Origin of the sequence: Sphingomonas glaciei, assembly GCF_023380025.1 — a bacterium.
In the GTDB taxonomy this organism is placed as follows: domain Bacteria; phylum Pseudomonadota; class Alphaproteobacteria; order Sphingomonadales; family Sphingomonadaceae; genus Sphingomicrobium; species Sphingomicrobium glaciei.
On the sequence record NZ_CP097253.1, the window covers coordinates 1,036,697 to 1,052,522 of the forward strand.

The following is a 15,826-nucleotide window of genomic DNA, read 5'->3' on the forward strand; positions in this document are numbered from 1 at the left end:
CCCTTAGCCGATCTGCGCTTCCGCTTCCCGGATGGCGACGGCGAGGACGGCGTAGCGGCTTGCCAGCTCCTCATGGAGCGCACGGGTCACCTCACTGGTGCCTGCGCGTGCCATTGCACGTTCCTCGGCGGCCCGGCGTTCGAAATAGGAGGCATCCGATTCGACCACCAACTCGAAAGCGCGGGCGATAAATCCCTTTCGCTGCGCCGGCGTCTGGCCGCCGTGTCCGGCCACCTGCCCGAGATCATTGCCTACGTAGGTCCCCTTCAGCGCTTCCTTGAACTGCTTGTTCATATCGTCTTCGCCCGCTCCGATAGCCGATTTGCCCCACCACCTCAGTAAACCCCGACCAAGAAGGATTTGGGACTCTCCCAAGACGAACATGCGAAAGCGTGGGTATCGAGGGGACCAGAGTACCGGCGACTTGGCGCTTGCGGAGCAGGATTTAGAACTGCTCACTTACCTTGTCGGTTCGTTGGCCGCGAAAGACAAAGAAAGGGCGGACAGTCTCGCCGACTGTCCGCCCTAGGTAAGCTAGAGAACTTTGTGACGGTCAGGCCGCTTCCGCCAACTTGGGAGCGCACTGGCGGACGCCTTCGTCGACATGCTCGGCGAACTGCTCGAAATTGTCGCAGAACAGGTCCACCAGCTTGGCCGCCGTGCGGTCGAACTCGTCCTTGTCGGCCCAGGTCGAACGCGGATCGAGGATGGCGCTGTCAACCCCAGACACCGCGACCGGCACCTCGAACCCAAAGTAGGAATCCTTGCGGAACTCGGCGGTGTTGAGGCTTCCGTCCAGCGCCGCATTGAGCAGCGCCCGCGTCGCCTTGATCGGCATCCGCTTGCCGGTGCCATACTTGCCCCCGGTCCAGCCGGTATTGACCAGCCAGCAGGTCACCCCACCCTTGGCGATCCGCTCCTTGAGGAGGTTGCCGTAGACGCTCGGGTGACGCGGCATGAACGGCGCCCCGAAGCAGGTCGAGAAGGTGGCTTCTGGCTCGGTCACGCCGATTTCGGTGCCGGCGACCTTGGCGGTGTAGCCCGACAAGAAGTGGAACATCGCCTGGTCGGCGGTCAGCCGCGCGATCGGAGGCAGCACGCCGAAGGCGTCGGCAGTCAGCATGATGATCGTCTGCGGCACCGGCCCCATGTTCTTCTCGGAAGAATTGGGAATGAAGTCGATCGGATACGCACCACGGCTATTCTCAGCCAGGCTGTTATCGTCGAGGTCGAGCTCGCGGGTGTCGGGGTCCATGACCACGTTCTCGAGCACCGTGCCGAAGCGCTTGGTGGTCGCGAAGATCTCGGGCTCGGCTTCTTCCGACAGACGGATCATCTTGGCGTAGCAACCGCCCTCGAAATTGAAGACCGCGGTGTCCGACCAACCGTGCTCGTCATCGCCGATCAGCGTGCGGTTGGGGTCGGCCGACAGGGTCGTCTTGCCGGTGCCGCTGAGACCGAAGAACACCGCCGTGTCGCCATCCGGGCCGATATTGGCCGAGCAGTGCATCGGCATGATGCCGGCCTCGGGCAGCAGATAGTTCAAGAGCCCGAAAACGCTCTTCTTCATCTCCCCGCCATATTCGGTTCCGCCGATCAGGATCAGCTTCTTGGTGAGGTTGATCGCGATCACTGTCTCCGAGCGGCAGCCGTGACGCTCCGGATCGGCGCGGAAGCTCGGCAGATCGACGATCGTGTAATCGGGCGTGAAGCCCGGCAGGTCGGCGCTTTCCGGGCGGACCAGCATCGTACGGATAAACAGGTTGTGCCAGGCATATTCGTTGACAACGCGGACGTTGACGCGATGTTCGGGCTGCGATCCGCCGAACAGGTCGGCGACGAACAGTTCTTCCTTCTGGCCGAGCGCGGCGAGGAAATCCTCGTGCAGGCGGTCGAACGCGGCCGGGTCCATCGGCTTGTTCGACTTGCCCCACCAGATGTTGCTTTCGGTGGTATCGTCGCGAACGATGAAGCGATCCTGCGCACTGCGCCCGGTGTGGCGGCCGGTCTTGACGACCAGCGGACCATCCTTGGCGGTCATGCCCTCGTTACGGCGGACGGCAGCTTCGTAGAGAGGCGCGGTGACGAGATTCCAGTGGATGCTGGCCGACGTCGCGATACCTTGCGAGTCGAGACCGTAAGATGGAACCCTGTTCGTCACTCTGATTTCCCTTTTCTCATGGGCGAGCGGCGGCGCACCTCCTGGATGGAAGCCGCCGCCGCATACGTATGCGGTGAGGTGAACGGCCTATGCCCGCAAAAGGTTGCGACGGTCAAACGAGGGTCCCTCACTTGTCGCATTGCGGGTCAGTGGGCTAGGCGCTGAAGCCATGACCGCTCCCGTGATCGCGCTGGTCGACGACGACCGCAACATCCTCACCTCGGTCTCGATCGCCCTGCAGGCCGAAGGCTTCGTCACCCGGCTTTATCCAGACGGCACGAGCGCGCTCAAGGCGCTTGGCGACAATCCCGCAGACCTTGGCGTGTTCGACATCAAGATGCCCGGGATGGATGGCCTTGCCCTGCTTTCAGCTTTGCGGGCGGGCGGCGGCGCGGCGGCCGCCATGCCCGTCATATTCCTGACCTCCAAGGACGAGGAACAGGACGAGGCGCACGGGCTTGCCGCGGGCGCCGACGATTACATCGCCAAGCCGTTCAGCCAGCGCCTGCTGATCGCCCGCATCCGCGCCATCCTGCGCCGCGCCGACATGGCCCGCGCCACCGCTCCCGCCGTTTCCGACGAAGTGGCGGCTGCGATCATCGAGCGGGGCCGCCTGTCGCTCGATCCCGCCAGGCACCAGGTTTTGTGGAGCGGCCGGCCGGTGACCCTGACCGTGACCGAATTCCTGATCCTCGAGACGCTTGCGCAGCGCCCGGGCGTCGTCAAGAACCGCAACCAGCTGCTCGACGTCGCCTATCAGGAGGACGTGTTCGTGGACGATCGCACGATCGACAGCCACATCAAGCGGATCCGCCGCAAGTTCCGCGCCGCCGATCCGCAGTTCGATGCGATCGAAACGCTGTACGGCGTCGGGTACCGTTTCAGCGATGGCTGATCCCGCCACGGCCGGGCGGCTGCGCCGGACCATGCCGTGGCGGCTCTCCCACCGCATTCTTGGCGTCAACCTGATCATCCTGCTGGTGCTGGCGCTGGCGCTGCTGTTCCTCGACAGCTTCCGCAACCAGCTGCGCGACGAGCGGCAGGCGCAGACCCGCAACCTGGCCGAACTGGCAGCGACGGCCGTGCCCAAGATCGCGCCGGCGAACGTGCCGATGCTGCTCGGCGACATCGGAAGCGCGACCGGAGCCAGGGTTCGCCTTTACGGTCGCGACGGCAATCTTCGGCACGACAGCTGGCGAGGCGCCCGGCCAAGCTATGTCCTGCGCGACCCCTCTACCCAGCGCTGGACTAAGGAGGCGGCCCGCGCCATCGACCGGGCCTTCAACTTCATTGTCGGCGAACGGAGCCTGCCGGACTTCGTCGAACCCTCGATCGATCGCGTGCAGTCCTGGCCCGAGGCGCAGGAAGCGTTGCGCAGCGGAGGCACCGCCGCGGCGGTCCGCAACGCGCCCGACCTTACCCCCGTTCTGTCGGCGGCGGCGCGAACCGCTGCCGGCGAACTGGTGCTGGTCACCGCCAATGACCGCAACTTCACGCGGATTGTGCGGCAGGAGCGGACCAAGCTTGCCGCCGGACTGCTCGCCGCTGCGCTATTCTCCCTGCTGCTGTCGCTGTTCCTCGCCCGTACGATCGCCCGCCCCCTGCGTCGCCTTGCGCTGGCCGCGCACCGCGTTCGGCTCGGTCGCTCGCGCGAGGTCAACGTGCCACGCTTCAATCGCCGCAAGGACGAGATCGGGCTGCTCGCCCGGGCGGTCAGCGACATGAGCCAGGCCCTGCGCCAGCGGATGGACAATCTCGATGCCTTTGCGGCGGATGTGACCCACGAACTCAAGAACCCTCTCGCCTCCCTGCGCAGCGCGGTCGATGGGCTAGACCGGATCGAGGACCCCAAGCTGCGGTGCCAGCTGCTCGATGTGGTGCGCCAGGACGTGCACCGCCTCGACCGCCTGATCGGCGACATCGGCGAGGCGGCGCGGACCGATGCCGAGCTTGCGCGCGTGGCCTTCGAACCCGTCGATCTCGGCGACCTCGTCGGCCAGATCTGCAGCGGGTGGGAGGACCGGCGGCTGACCGGTAACGTCCGCATCGCCTTCGCCCGGCCGCGCGCCGCCTCGGCGATCGTGATGGCTGAGCCCGGGCGCCTCGCCCGTGCGGTCGACAATCTCATCGACAATGCGGTCAGCTTCTCGCCCCCGACCGGCCTGGTCGAGGTGGCGGTCACCGCGGTGGGCGACGACGTCCGGATCCGGATCGACGATGAGGGCCCCGGGGTTCCGCAGTCCGCCCGTGAAGCCATCTTTAACCGCTTCGTTTCAGTAAGGCCCGAGAGCGACGATTTCGGTCGCCATTCGGGACTTGGCCTTGCGATCGCACGCGCGATCGTGAAGGGCCATGACGGGGAGATTGACGTGGCCGACCGCGACGACGCGCCTTCCGGCGCCCGCTTCACCATCCGCCTTCCGGCGGCGAGCACCGGCGTGGAGGAACAGGCATGAGCCTGCGCCTGTCCAGCGAAACGCTCCACGCCAGCACGGTGGCCCTTGGCGGCCGGGGAGTGCTGATCACCGGTATTTCCGGTTCCGGAAAGTCCGACCTGGCGCTGCAACTGATCGACCGCGGCTTCACTTTGGTTTCCGATGATCAGACCATCGTCCAGAAGCGCGAGGCGCGCCTCTACGCCAGTGCCCCGCCGAGCATCAGCGGAAAGCTCGAGATACGGGGACTGGGGATCGTGCCGATGCCGGTGGTCGAGGATGTCCCGGTCGCGCTGGTGGTCGAGCTGACCAGCAGCGTCCAGCGCTTCCCCGACGAATCGCGCGAACGGACGATCTGCGGCCTGCGCGTCCCGCTGATCAGCGTCGATGCGCAAACGGCATCCGCACCGTCCAAGGTGTCACTTGCGCTTGATCGCTTCGGATTGCAGTGACCGCCAGGCCGCTCCCTCCGCACAAGAGATTGCCGCGCCTGCTGCTGGTCACCGGCATGTCCGGCGCGGGCAAATCCTCGGCCCTCAACGCGCTGGAGGACATGGGCTGGGACACGGTCGACAATCTTCCTACCAGCCTGCTTCACGACTTTGTCCATCGCTCCGATCGCACGGCCGGTTCGATCCATGTCGCGGTCGGCATGGATGCGCGCAGCCGGGGCTTCGATCCGCACGCCCTCCCCTCCCTTGTCGACTCCGTGTCCGGGGCGCGGGCGGAAATCCTCTATCTCGATGCCACCGGTGCCGAGCTTGCCCGCCGCTATGGCGAGACCCGCCGCCGGCACCCGCTGGCGCCCGATCGGCCGGCCGAGGATGGCATCGCGCGTGAACGCAATCTTACGGCCGCGCTTCGCCTTGCGGCCGATGCAGTGCTCGACACCACCGACTTCAAGCCTGCCGACCTGCGCGACGAGTTGCGGCGGCGCTATGGCGAGGAAGGTGACGAACTTGTGCTCACCCTCACCAGTTTCGGCTTCGCGCGGGGGATCAGCCGCACCGCCGACCTGGTGTTCGACCTGCGCTTCCTGCCCAATCCGCATTGGGTCGAAGAATTGCGACCGCTGACCGGTGCCGATGCGCCGGTCGCCGACTTCGTGTCCGCGCAGGACGGGTCGGAGGAGTTCATGGGCCGGACCGAGGAGCTGCTCGCCTTCCTGCTCCCGCGCTACTGGGAGGCCGGGAAAGCCTATGTCGGAGTGGCGTTCGGCTGTACCGGCGGGAGACACCGTTCCGTGGCTGCGGCGCTTGCGATGGGCGAGCGGTTGCGTGCGCGCGGCTTTTCGCCGAATATCCGTCATCGAGACTTAGCGCTTCGCCCCGATGATTCTCTTGAACTGGGCCAGTCGCGCATCGAAGGACCTGAGAAGCGCTGAAATGATTGGATTAGTGCTGGTGACCCACGGCCGCCTGGCGGCCGAGTTCATCGTGGCGATGGAGCATGTGGTGGGACCGCAGGAAGCGGTTGCCGGCATCTGCATCGGCCCCGAAGACGACATGGAGGCGCGCCGCAAGGACATCGCCGAAGCCATCACCCGTGTCGACAGCGGGTCGGGCGTGATCATCCTCACTGACCTGTTCGGCGGGACCCCGTCGAACTTGGCGATCAGCCTGATGAAGACTGGCGACATCGAAGTGATCGCGGGGGTCAATTTGCCGATGCTGATCCGGCTTGAAGGCGCGCGCAAGGCAATGAACGTCCGTGCGGCGGTGGCGGCAGCGCGCGAGGCCGGGCGCAAGTATATCTCGGTCGCGTCCGAAATCCTGGGCGAGGCGGCGGCTTGAGCAGCGCCATCAGCCGCACCGTCCTGATCGAGAACAAGCGCGGGCTGCATGCCCGGGCGAGCGCCAAGTTCGTCACGCTCGCCAGCCAGCTCGGCACCCCGGTCGAAGTCGCCAAGGACGGCAACCGCGTGTGCGGGACGTCGATCATGGGGCTGATGATGCTCGGCGCGGCGCGGGGCGACTCGATCGAGATCAGCGCCAGCGGCGACGGGGCGGACGAGGCGGTGGCGCAGCTGACCCGGCTGGTCGAGGACAAGTTCGGGGAGGAATAGGCCCTGCCCCGCCACATCACTTCCTTCAGCAACGATACCGTCAAGCGCCTCCGCTCCCTGCGCGAGAAGAAGGCGCGGCGGGTCGAGGGGCTGTTCCTCGCCGAGGGGCTGCGGATCATGACCGAGGCGCGCGACGTCGGCGTGCTGCCCGAGATCGTCGCCTGCGGCGAAGGCGACATCCACCCGCTGGCGGCCGAGATCGTCGCCCAGGCCGAGGCGGCCGGGGCCGAGGCGATCGTAGTGCCCGACGAGATCATGGCCAAGATGAGCGGCAAGGATAATCCGCCGCTGCTGCTCGGCGCCTACCGCCAGCCGCGTCTCGGCCTGGCCGACCTCGACCGCGACGCCTCCCCACTGTGGTTCGTGGCCGAGAAGCTGCGCGATCCGGGGAATATCGGGACCATCCTGCGCACCGGGGACGCCGTCGCGGCGGGCGGGCTGATCCTGATAGACGACAGCGCCGACCCGTTCAGCGTCGAGGCGGTGCGGGCGTCGATGGGGGCGATCTTCACCCAGAAGATCGTCCAGGTACCGTGGGACAGCTTCCTGCCGTGGCTGCGCAGCGGGCCCGGGCAGCTGGTCGGGACCAGCCTGCAAACCGACAGCGACTATCTCGACGCTGGCTACCAGCAGCCCTGCTTCCTTCTGGTCGGCAACGAGCAGGCCGGGCTGCCCGAGGCCTATGAAGCCGAATGCGACCAGCTGGTGAAGATGCCGATGCTGGGCCGGGCGGACAGCCTGAATGCGGCGGTGGCAGCGGCGGTGATGGCCTTTCACGTCCGGGCGAGCTGGCGCTAGCGCGACGGAGATCGTTCAGCTTGGCAGCGTTACCTTCGCGTGATGAATGATCGAAAGGCTGTCCCGATGCGCGCCCTCTCCCTTGCCGCCATTGCCTTGCTCGCCGGTTGCGCCACCGTTTCAACGGCCCCAGCCGGGCCCGCAGCCACCTATCGTGCGCTCGGGACCGAGCCGTTCTGGTCGCTTGAGTTGAACGGGCGGGAGATGGTGTTCACCGAGGCCAATGCCCCGGGGGTGCGGATCGTCGAGCCGCAGCCGCAGCCGATCCATGGCTTTGCCGGGGATATCTACCATGGACGGCGAATCAACCTCAACATCGTTCACGGCCAGCGCTGCAGCGACGGGATGAGCGACCGGATTTACCGCGACAAAGTGCAAGTGCGGGTCGACGATCGCTCGTTCGAGGGCTGCGGCAGCGCCATCGAGTCCTCGACGCCGATCTGAGCCCCCTACTCTGCCGCCGTCGCCTCGTCGTTGGCGGCGGGCGCGAGCTTGGTCAGCGGGCGCGGCGCCACTTCGATCATCGGCGGGGAAGCGATTTCCTTCTGGCTGCCCGATCCCAAACCCTCGAACCGCTTGGCCTGGGTGAAGACCTGGGTTTCGAGGCTTCCGACCATCTTGTTGTAGGCGTCGTTTGCGGTGGCGAGGTTGCGGCCCATGCGAACGACATGCTCGGCCATCGTCGCGATGCGCGAGTGCAGTTCCTTGCCGAGCGCGGCGATGACTTCGGCCTGCTCGGTGATCTTCTCCTGTCGCCAGACGCTGGCGACGGTGCGGGCGATGGCGACGAGGTTGGTCGGGGTCGCCAGCAGGACGCGGCGTTCGAATGCCCAGTCCCACAATTGCGGATCCTGCTCGAGCGCAGCGGTGAGGAAATGTTCGCCCGGAATGTACATGATGACATAGTCGGCCGCCTCGCCGAACTGCGCCCAATAATCCTTGGAACCAAGCGCCTGCGCATGATTGCGCATCGAGGCGACGTGGAGCTTGAAGCAGGCCTGGCGCTTCTCGTCGTCGACCTCGTCGCAGGCGTCGAGAAAGGCGTTCAGCGAGCATTTGGCGTCGATCACCAGCTTGCGGTTGCTGGGCAGGTTGACGACGACGTCGGGACGCAGGCGGCCGTCGGCGGTTTCGAGGCTGACTTCCATTTCGAAGTCGATGCCTTCGGTGAGGCCGGCCTGGACGAGGACGTTTCGGAGCGATTGTTCGCCCCACCGCCCGCGGGCCTTGGGGCTTGAGCGCAGGGCGTTGACGAGGTTGCGAGTCTCGTCGCGGACCTGCCCATTGTCCTTACGCAATTCGCCAAGCACGCCGCGCAGCTCGCCATAGCTGTCCTTGCGCTCGGCCTCGACCCGCTGGAGGCCTTCCTCGTAGCGCTTGAGGGTGTCGGAGACGGGCTGGAGCAGGGTCTGTAGCTTGGCCTGGCTTTCGCGGTCGGCCTTGTGAAGCCGCTCGTCGGCTTTGGCGAGAAAGTCGACCTGTGCCTTTTCGAGCAATTTGTCGCCGACGTCGCGGAATTGGGTGATCAACTCGTCGCGCGATTTGCGGAGGTCGGTAAGGCGCTCCTCGAAGCTCTTCACCTCGGTCTCGAGCCCGGCCTTGGCGCGACGGGCCTCGTCGCGTTCGGCGGTGCGCAGGTCGAGCAGGCGCTCGACTTCGGCGAGGCGCCCGAGGCGCTCCTCAGCGCCCGCGATGTCGCCGCGGATGGTGTGGGCTTCCTGCTGGAGCGCGCGGTGGCGGGTTTCGAGATCGGCGTAGAGGTCGGCGCGGACGCGGGCAGCGGCGAGCTCGCCCGACACCCGGTCGCGTTCCTCGGTGACGGACTTGAGGGTTTCTTCGGTGAGGCGCAGGCGTCCGGCCTGATCGGAGGCGACCGCCAGTTCGCGCTCGAGACCGGTCAGCCGTTCGCGTGAGGCATTCGCTTCGGCACGGGCGGCGCCGACCGGGCGCGAGCCAAGGAACCAGCCGAGCAGCACGGCGGCGACCGCGACGACCCCGACCAGCACTGCAATCATCAACGCATCCACGACTCGCCCCCACCTGGCCTTTAAGAGAACAGAAACAGAACTAGCGGAGCGGGCGGCGCGGCACAATGACTTGGCCGTGGGCGGCTGCTCGGCTAGGGCGCGCGGCCATGAGCAAGATGCAAGGCCGCCTCGCCCTCGTCACCGGAGCCAGCCGCGGGATCGGCGCGGCGATCGCCGAAGCGCTGGCGCGTGAGGGCGCGCACGTGATCCTGACCGCGCGGACCGCGGCGGGGCTTGAGCAGGTCGAAGAGCGGATCCATGCCGCCGGGGGAAGCGCGACGATCGCTCCGCTCGACCTCACCAAGGCCGAGGATATCGGCAAGCTGGCTCAGGCCATTTCGGGGCGCTGGGAGAAGCTCGACCTGCTGGTGCTGAATGCCGCGACGCTCGGCAGCCTGACCCCGGTCGAGCATATCGACGTCAAGGAGTATACCCGCCTGATCAACCTCAACCTGCTGGCCCCGCAGGCGCTGCTGGCGGCGTTCGATCCGATGCTCAAGGCGTCGGACAAGGCCGAGGTGGTGGCAGTGACCAGCAGCGTAGGGGCGACCCCGCGCGCCTTCTGGGGGGCCTATGGGTCGAGCAAGGCGGCGCTGGAGACCTTGCTCGGCGCATATGCCGACGAGACGGCGTTTTCGGGCAAGCTGCGCGTGACGGTGCTCGATCCGGGCGCGACGCGGACGCAGATGCGGGCCAAGGCGTTTCCGGGCGAGGACCCGGTCGCGGTGAAGGCGCCCGAGGTAGTGGCCGAGCGGTTGGTGCAGTTGCTGAGCGAAGAGCGCGAGAGCGGCGCGAAGGTGCGGGTCGACGCTTAGGCTTTGACCAGCGTGACCTGGGCGACGTCGATGCCCTGCCCGCGGAAGCCGCCTTCGCAATACATCAGATAATAGCGCCACAAGTCGTGGAATTGGGGGCTGAAGTCGGCGAGGCGGCCGGCTTCGACCGCGATGTCGTACTTGTCGCGCCACAGGCGAAGCGTTTCGGCATAGTCGAGGCCGAAGGCATGGGGATCGTGCCAGGCGAGGCCGCGGTCGGCCGCCAGCGCGCGGAAGCGCGGTTCGTGGAGCAGCATGCCGCCGGGGAAGATGTAGGTCTGGATGAAGTCGGCGCTGGCGGCATAGGCGTCGAACAGTTCGGGGCGGATGGTGATATACTGCAGCGCGGCGCGGCCACCGGGGCGCAGGGTGCGGGCGATGGTGTCGAGATAGGCGGGCCACCAGCGCTGGCCGACCGCCTCGACCATCTCAACCGAGGCGAGCGCGTCGTAGCTGCCGGCGTGGTCGCGATAGTCTTCGAGGAGGATGGTGATCCGGTCGGACAGGCCCTCGGCGCGAATGCGGGCTTCGGCCCAGGCCTTCTGCTCGGTCGAGAGGGTGAGCCCGGTGACGTGGGCACCGCGGCGGGCGGCGGCGAGCGCAAGGCTGCCCCAGCCGCAGCCGATTTCGAGCAGAGCCGAGTTTTCATTTAGATTGAGGCGGTTGAGGATTGCTGCGATCTTGACGTGCTGGGCAACTTCCAGAGAGCCGTTAGCCCCGAGCGTAGTCGAGGGGCGTGCCTCGACTTCGCTCGGCACAAGCGGTTTCTGAAACATCGCGCTCGAATAGCTCATGCTTGGGTCGAGCCAGGCGGCGTAGAAGTCGTTGCCGAGGTCGTAGTGGGCGGCGATGTTGCGGCGGGCCTGGCCGGGGGCATTGTCGCGCCATTGGTGGGCGAGCCAGTTGACGAGGCGGAACGGGCCCTTGGCGCGGGCGGTGCCGGCAAGGCTGACGGCGTTGCGCATGAACAGGTCGAACAGGGGCACCGGGTCGGGCGAGGACCATTCGCCGTTCGCCCAGGCCTTGTACCAGCCGACGCTGCCGCTGGTCGCGAGGCGGACCAGCGCGCGCCAGCTGTGGAGCGTGACTACCGGCTCGGGCCCGGGGGCATGGAAACCGATCCGGCGGGGGGTGCCGTCGGGAAGCGTGCCGTGGATGCCGCCCTCGCGCAGGCGGTCGTGGAGCTGGTCGAGGATGCGGGCGAAGGCCGGGGCGGCGAGGCGGCCGAGCAGGCCGACGCCGGTGACGAAGCTGCGGTCGGCGTGAAGGAGATGCGAACCGCGGGAGGCCATGGCCCTTCCCTATCCGCTTGTGCCGAGCGAAGTCGAGGACGCTTGCGCAAGGCCCTTCGACTTCGCTCAGGGCGAACGAGAGCTAGATCAGTTGGTGCGCTTCTTGAACGCCTCGAGCGCGCGTTCGCGGGCTTCCTTGTGGCCGATCAGGGGCTCGGGATAGTCGGCGGGTGCGACCCCCCTGCCCCACGGGTCGTGGATGTCGGCGTCGGACAGCTTGGCGAGTTCGGGCACCCAGCGGCGGACATAGTCGGCGGCGGCGAATTTCTCGCTTTGGCCGAGCGGGGCCATGATCCGGTAGAAGGGCTGGCTGTCGAACCCGGTGCCCGCGACCCACTGCCAGTTCTGGCTGTTGTTGGCATAGTCCGCGTCGACCAGGCAGTCCCAGAACCAGTCGGCGCCGCGCCACCAGTCGATCAGCAGGTGCTTGCACAGGAAACTGGCGGTGACCAGCCGGGCGCGATTGTGCATCCAACCGCTTTCCCACAATTGGCGCATCCCGGCGTCGACCAGCGGATAGCCGGTGCGGCCGCGGGTCCAGGCGGTGAAGTCGGCGTCGGCGGCCTTGCCGTGGCGGGTGGTGAGGCCGAGCGGACGCTGCGATTTCTCGCCGACGTCCGGGTCGGAGAGCGCGACCGAGCGGCTGAAGTCGCGCCAGGCGAGCTCACGGCGGAATTTCTCGCCGCCCTTGCCGCCGAGCGCATGGAGGAGCTGGCGCGGGCTGAGCTCGCCATGGTGGAGATGGGGCGACAAGCGGCTGGTGGCGTCCTCAGCGGGAAGGTCGCGGTGGCCGGCATAGTCTCCGGCATGGTCGACGAAGTGGCGCAGCTGCTTCGCCGCGCCTCTACTGCCGGGCTCCCAGTCGGAGAAGCCGCCGGACCAGTCGGGCTTCGTCGGCAGAAGGTCGAGGTCGGCGAGCTTGTCGCTTTTGGGCAGCTTGGCGGGCCTGTCCAGCTTCGGGGCGGGAAGCGGCTCGGGCGGGGGCATGTGGGTTTCGAGCGCGCGGTAGAAGGGGCCGTAAATCTTGAACGGGGCGCCAGCGCCCGAGCGAATGGAGTCGGGTTCGTGGAGCACGTCGCCGTCGTGGAGCATGGCGAAGTCGCCATGCTCGCATTCGGCTTCGCGCCACCAGGGTTCGTAGTGACGGGTGGCGTGGATTCCGCTGGCGCCGAGTTCCTTGGCTACCGCGGGAACGACGAGCGACGAGCGGCCACGGCGCAAGATGAGGCTCGAGCCGAGCTTCTCGAGGTCCTGCGCGAGGGCTTCGAGGCTGTGGTGGAGCCACCAGCGCTGGGCGCCGCCGATCTTCCATTTGCCTGGGGTTTCGTCGTCGAGGACGTAGAGGCCGACCGTCGGCCCCCGCTCGGCCGCGGCGCGGAGCGCGGGCTGGTCGACGGTGCGGAGGTCCTGGCGGAACCAGACGAGTTGGGGAGAAGCCATCACGCCCATGAACGCGCTGGGCCGGACAAAGGCACTATGGCCGTGAGGGCAGGTCGAGCGGGACCTGGAAGCTGGCGGTCGGGGCGCGGCGGCGGATGGCGGCGGGAACGCTGTCGTCGTCGAGCGCGCGATAATAGCGCTGATCGGTGAGGACCGGGCGGCCGGCGACCTCGACCACGATCGGCATCCGCGACCAGTAGAGGAAGGACCGGACCTGGCGGCTTGCCGCGCGGGCGTGGAGGAAGCGCGGATCGTCGAGGCCGAGCGGGTAGCTTGCGGGCTCGAGCTGGAGGCCGATACCGGGCGAGAAGCTGCCGGCGCCCCATTGGGTGTCGCTGCGCCAGGCCATGCCGCGCTGCCAGAAGGCGAAGGGCGGCGGGCTGGCGACAATCAGGCGGGGCTGGATCCCGCGCTGGCGGAGCGCTGCGGCAAGGGTCTGCTCGGCATGCGCGCTCCATGCGACGTTGGCGGCGATGTAGAGGAGGAGGATACTGCCGGCGATGATCGCCGGGCGGCCGGGTCGCTCGGCCCCTGCCCGCCAGCGCCGGACCGACAGCCAGATGCCGAGCCCGAGGACGATCCAGTAGACCCAGTCGATAATGAAGATGGCGTTGGCTGAATACCAGCGATCGCCCAGCGGCGCGAAGAAGGCGACGGCGTAGGTCGTCAGCCAGTCGAGGAACGGGTGGCTGATCACCGCCAGCAAGGTGACGAGGAACAAGGGCCAGGCGCGGAACGGCGTGGTGCCCGGTTTGCTCGGGCGGAGGCGGTCGACCAGCCACAGCAGCGCGACGGTACCCGCGGCCATCACCGGCAGGCCGAACAGCGCGTGGGTCGGCCCGCGGTGGAAGGCGATGTTGTCGACCGGCAGGAACAGCGGTGCGATGACATCGATATCGGGCGCATTGGCGCCAAGGATGCAGCCGGCCAGGGCGAAGCGGCTGGCGCGCTTCAGCCCCATCTGCCCGAGCAGGGCGCCGGCCAGGCTGTGGGTGAGATTGTCCATCTAGCGGAGCGAGGCGAACCAGATGAAGTGATGCGGACCCTTGCCGTTGGAACGGCCGCGCACTTCCTGTTCCTCGACCCGGAAACCGGCCTGAAGCAGGGTCTTGCTGAACCGGGAGTCGGAGCCGGCCGACCAGATGGCGAGCACGCCGCCGGGCTTCAGCGCCTTCTTGGTGATCGACAAGCCGCCGGGTTCGTACAGCCATTGGTTGGCTGCGCGGACCAAAGCGTCGGGGCCGTTGTCGACGTCGAGCAGGATCGCGTCCCAGCCGCCTTCGCGGATCGGCTCGGCGACGTCGCCCATGTGGATCCGGGTCCGCTTGTCGGCGAGGCCGGCGGCGTTGAGCGCCTCCATCGGTCCCTTGGCCCAGTCCATGATCTCGGGCACCAGTTCGGCAACGGTGACCTCGGCGTCGGCCGGCAAAGCCTTCAGCGCCGCGCGCAGGGTGAATCCCATGCCGTAGCCGCCGATCAGCCAGCGCTGCCCGGGCTTCGTACCGAGCCGTTGGGCGGTCAGGGTCGCAAGCGCTTCCTCCGAGCCGCTCATCCGGGTCGACATGAGCTCGGTCCGCTCGAGCAGGATCATGTGGTCGTCGCCGCGGCGATAGAGGCGCATTTCGTCACCGCCGGGGATCTGGGCAGTGGCGAGAAGTTCACGGGGATTCATGAAAGATGTGCTCCGGCGAAGGCCTGAGCCCAGTGCCTTGAATGAAGGGAAAACTGCACCCCTGCCTTCGCAAGGGCACAAGCGGCTATTCGGCCCGCGGTTCCTTTTCGACCATCCAGCTCTGGCCCTTGGCGACCAGCGCCTGGAGGTCGGGCTTCTTGCCTTGAGCAATCGCCTGGTTCTGCTGCAGGACCGAGGCTTCGAAGGTCGGGGCGGGATCGTCGTAGACAACGCCGAGCGCGACCGGGAAGCCGACCGGGGGCATTTCGACCAGCAGGTGCGCGAGCGTGCGGTTCTTCGGGTCGTGAACCAGAACCGCGGGATCATCGGCGGCGACGACCTTGAGCGCCAGGGTCGCGGTGTCGAAGGCAATGCCCTTGGTGCCGCCGGCGAACAGCATCGGCTCGCCAGCTTTGAGCCACAGCTGCATTTCGCTCGCGACGTCGCGGGCGGTAAAGGGGGCGAAGACGTCGTCATTGTAGACGACGCAATTCTGGAAGATCTCGACGAACGCCGTGCCCTTGTGGGCGTGGGCGGCCTTGAGCACGTCGGGAAGCGACTTGTGGACGTCGATCCCGCGGGCCACGAAACGGGCACCGGCGCCGAGCGCGAAGGCGCAGGGGCGTGCGGGGGTGTCGACCGAGCCGAACGGGGTCGACGGGCTACGGGTGCCGACACGGCTGGTGGGCGAATATTGGCCCTTGGTCAGGCCGTAGATTTCGTTGTTGAACAGCAGCACTTGGCAATCGAGGTTGCGGCGCAGCAGGTGCATGGTGTGGTTGCCGCCGATGCTGAGCGCGTCGCCGTCACCGGTGATGATCCATACGTCGAGATCAGGGTTCGCCAGCTTGACCCCGGTCGCCACCGCCGGCGCGCGGCCGTGGATGGTGTGGAAGCCGTAGGTCTCCATGTAATAAGGAAAGCGGCTGGAGCAGCCGATGCCCGAGACGAACACGGTCTTTTCGCGCGCCACGCCGAGGTCGGGCATGGTCCGCTGGACGGCCTTCAGCACCGCATAATCGCCGCAGCCCGGGCACCAGCGCACTTCCTGGTCGGATGCCCAGTCCTTGGCGGTGGTCTTCTCGATGGTCGTCAGCTCGTTCATCATCAGCGTCCGTAGA

The 15,826-nt window shown here is 67.2% G+C and carries 17 protein-coding genes; 9 read left to right on the forward strand and 8 right to left on the reverse strand.

Annotation, left to right across the window (positions count from 1 at the left end; genetic code table 11):
- Window positions 1-3 precede the first annotated feature (3 nt).
- Together M1K48_RS04945 and M1K48_RS04950 are read right to left on the reverse strand one after the other, a co-directional pair.
- Window positions 4-294, reverse strand: coding sequence for a hypothetical protein (locus M1K48_RS04945; RefSeq protein ID WP_249504746.1), 291 nt, complete (start codon window positions 292-294; stop codon window positions 4-6).
- 259 nt (window positions 295-553) lie between these two features.
- A complete protein-coding gene (locus M1K48_RS04950) occupies window positions 554-2,161 on the reverse strand; it encodes a phosphoenolpyruvate carboxykinase (protein WP_249504747.1) in 1,608 nt (535 codons plus the stop codon).
- A gap of 169 nt (window positions 2,162-2,330) precedes the next feature.
- On the opposite strand from M1K48_RS04950, the gene M1K48_RS04955 reads away from it, so the two are divergent.
- From M1K48_RS04955 to M1K48_RS04990, 8 genes are all read left to right on the forward strand, one after another.
- Window positions 2,331-3,056, forward strand: coding sequence for a response regulator transcription factor (locus M1K48_RS04955; protein ID WP_249504748.1), 726 nt, complete (start codon window positions 2,331-2,333; stop codon window positions 3,054-3,056).
- Window positions 3,049-4,617: a sensor histidine kinase gene (locus M1K48_RS04960; protein ID WP_249504749.1), complete on the forward strand. Its 1,569-nt coding sequence runs from the start codon at window positions 3,049-3,051 to the stop codon at window positions 4,615-4,617. Before M1K48_RS04955 ends, M1K48_RS04960 begins: the two co-directional genes overlap by 8 nt.
- Complete coding sequence (locus M1K48_RS04965) at window positions 4,614-5,048, forward strand: HPr kinase/phosphorylase (protein WP_249504750.1); 435 nt, start codon at window positions 4,614-4,616, stop codon at window positions 5,046-5,048. The genes M1K48_RS04960 and M1K48_RS04965 overlap by 4 nt, the downstream gene beginning before the upstream one ends.
- 29 nt (window positions 5,049-5,077) lie before the next feature.
- Window positions 5,078-5,980: an RNase adapter RapZ gene (gene rapZ / locus M1K48_RS04970; protein ID WP_257794167.1), complete on the forward strand. Its 903-nt coding sequence runs from the start codon at window positions 5,078-5,080 to the stop codon at window positions 5,978-5,980.
- A gap of 1 nt (window position 5,981) precedes the next feature.
- Complete coding sequence (locus M1K48_RS04975) at window positions 5,982-6,389, forward strand: PTS sugar transporter subunit IIA (RefSeq protein WP_249504751.1); 408 nt, start codon at window positions 5,982-5,984, stop codon at window positions 6,387-6,389.
- The gene (locus M1K48_RS04980) at window positions 6,386-6,661 is read left to right on the forward strand and encodes an HPr family phosphocarrier protein (protein WP_249504752.1); all 276 of its coding nucleotides are present in this window, start codon (window positions 6,386-6,388) and stop codon (window positions 6,659-6,661) included. The genes M1K48_RS04975 and M1K48_RS04980 overlap by 4 nt, the downstream gene beginning before the upstream one ends.
- 3 nt (window positions 6,662-6,664) lie before the next feature.
- Window positions 6,665-7,459 (forward strand): TrmH family RNA methyltransferase, encoded by a 795-nt coding sequence (locus tag M1K48_RS04985; RefSeq protein ID WP_249505184.1) that lies wholly within the window; start codon window positions 6,665-6,667, stop codon window positions 7,457-7,459.
- Window positions 7,460-7,525: 66 nt separating this feature from the next.
- A complete protein-coding gene (locus tag M1K48_RS04990) occupies window positions 7,526-7,903 on the forward strand; it encodes a COG3650 family protein (RefSeq protein WP_249504753.1) in 378 nt (125 codons plus the stop codon).
- A 5-nt stretch (window positions 7,904-7,908) separates the two neighbouring features.
- Here the strand turns inward: M1K48_RS04990 and rmuC are convergent, their stop codons facing one another.
- Window positions 7,909-9,486, reverse strand: a complete 1,578-nt coding sequence (gene rmuC / locus M1K48_RS04995) for a DNA recombination protein RmuC (RefSeq protein WP_249504754.1) — start codon at window positions 9,484-9,486, stop codon at window positions 7,909-7,911.
- Between the two features lie 107 nt (window positions 9,487-9,593).
- Between rmuC and M1K48_RS05000 the strand changes: the two genes are divergently transcribed.
- Window positions 9,594-10,301 (forward strand): SDR family NAD(P)-dependent oxidoreductase, encoded by a 708-nt coding sequence (locus M1K48_RS05000; RefSeq protein WP_249504755.1) that lies wholly within the window; start codon window positions 9,594-9,596, stop codon window positions 10,299-10,301.
- On the opposite strand, the gene M1K48_RS05005 is transcribed toward M1K48_RS05000, so the two are convergent.
- The 5 genes from M1K48_RS05005 to M1K48_RS05025 form a co-directional block, all read right to left on the reverse strand.
- A complete protein-coding gene (locus M1K48_RS05005; RefSeq protein ID WP_249504756.1) occupies window positions 10,298-11,593 on the reverse strand; it encodes an SAM-dependent methyltransferase in 1,296 nt (431 codons plus the stop codon). The genes M1K48_RS05000 and M1K48_RS05005 overlap by 4 nt on opposite strands.
- A gap of 87 nt (window positions 11,594-11,680) precedes the next feature.
- Window positions 11,681-13,033, reverse strand: coding sequence for a cryptochrome/photolyase family protein (locus tag M1K48_RS05010; RefSeq protein WP_249504757.1), 1,353 nt, complete (start codon window positions 13,031-13,033; stop codon window positions 11,681-11,683).
- Window positions 13,034-13,067: 34 nt separating this feature from the next.
- Window positions 13,068-14,039 carry a metal-dependent hydrolase gene (locus M1K48_RS05015; protein ID WP_249504758.1) on the reverse strand — a complete coding sequence of 324 codons (972 nt, stop codon included), beginning with the start codon at window positions 14,037-14,039 and terminating at the stop codon, window positions 13,068-13,070.
- Window positions 14,040-14,705 (reverse strand): polyamine aminopropyltransferase, encoded by a 666-nt coding sequence (locus M1K48_RS05020; protein WP_249504759.1) that lies wholly within the window; start codon window positions 14,703-14,705, stop codon window positions 14,040-14,042.
- Between the two features lie 85 nt (window positions 14,706-14,790).
- Entirely contained in the window at window positions 14,791-15,810 is a 1,020-nt protein-coding gene (locus M1K48_RS05025; RefSeq protein WP_249505185.1) for a 2-oxoacid:ferredoxin oxidoreductase subunit beta, read from the reverse strand.
- Window positions 15,811-15,826: the final 16 nt, after the last annotated feature.

What these genes read in the sequence shown, in the direction of transcription:
- M1K48_RS04945 (WP_249504746.1), bottom strand. Translation starts at nt 294, where the DNA reads ATGAACAAGCAGTTCAAGGAAGCGCTGAAGGGGACCTACGTAGGCAAT.
- M1K48_RS04955 (WP_249504748.1), top strand. Translation starts at nt 2,331, where the DNA reads ATGACCGCTCCCGTGATCGCGCTGGTCGACGACGACCGCAACATCCTC.
- M1K48_RS04960 (WP_249504749.1), top strand. Translation starts at nt 3,049, where the DNA reads ATGGCTGATCCCGCCACGGCCGGGCGGCTGCGCCGGACCATGCCGTGG.
- M1K48_RS04965 (WP_249504750.1), top strand. Translation starts at nt 4,614, where the DNA reads ATGAGCCTGCGCCTGTCCAGCGAAACGCTCCACGCCAGCACGGTGGCC.
- M1K48_RS04975 (WP_249504751.1), top strand. Translation starts at nt 5,982, where the DNA reads ATGATTGGATTAGTGCTGGTGACCCACGGCCGCCTGGCGGCCGAGTTC.
- M1K48_RS04990 (WP_249504753.1), top strand. Translation starts at nt 7,526, where the DNA reads ATGCGCGCCCTCTCCCTTGCCGCCATTGCCTTGCTCGCCGGTTGCGCC.
- M1K48_RS05000 (WP_249504755.1), top strand. Translation starts at nt 9,594, where the DNA reads ATGAGCAAGATGCAAGGCCGCCTCGCCCTCGTCACCGGAGCCAGCCGC.
- M1K48_RS05005 (WP_249504756.1), bottom strand. Translation starts at nt 11,593, where the DNA reads ATGGCCTCCCGCGGTTCGCATCTCCTTCACGCCGACCGCAGCTTCGTC.
- M1K48_RS05010 (WP_249504757.1), bottom strand. Translation starts at nt 13,033, where the DNA reads ATGGCTTCTCCCCAACTCGTCTGGTTCCGCCAGGACCTCCGCACCGTC.
- M1K48_RS05015 (WP_249504758.1), bottom strand. Translation starts at nt 14,039, where the DNA reads ATGGACAATCTCACCCACAGCCTGGCCGGCGCCCTGCTCGGGCAGATG.
- M1K48_RS05020 (WP_249504759.1), bottom strand. Translation starts at nt 14,705, where the DNA reads ATGAATCCCCGTGAACTTCTCGCCACTGCCCAGATCCCCGGCGGTGAC.
- M1K48_RS05025 (WP_249505185.1), bottom strand. Translation starts at nt 15,810, where the DNA reads ATGAACGAGCTGACGACCATCGAGAAGACCACCGCCAAGGACTGGGCA.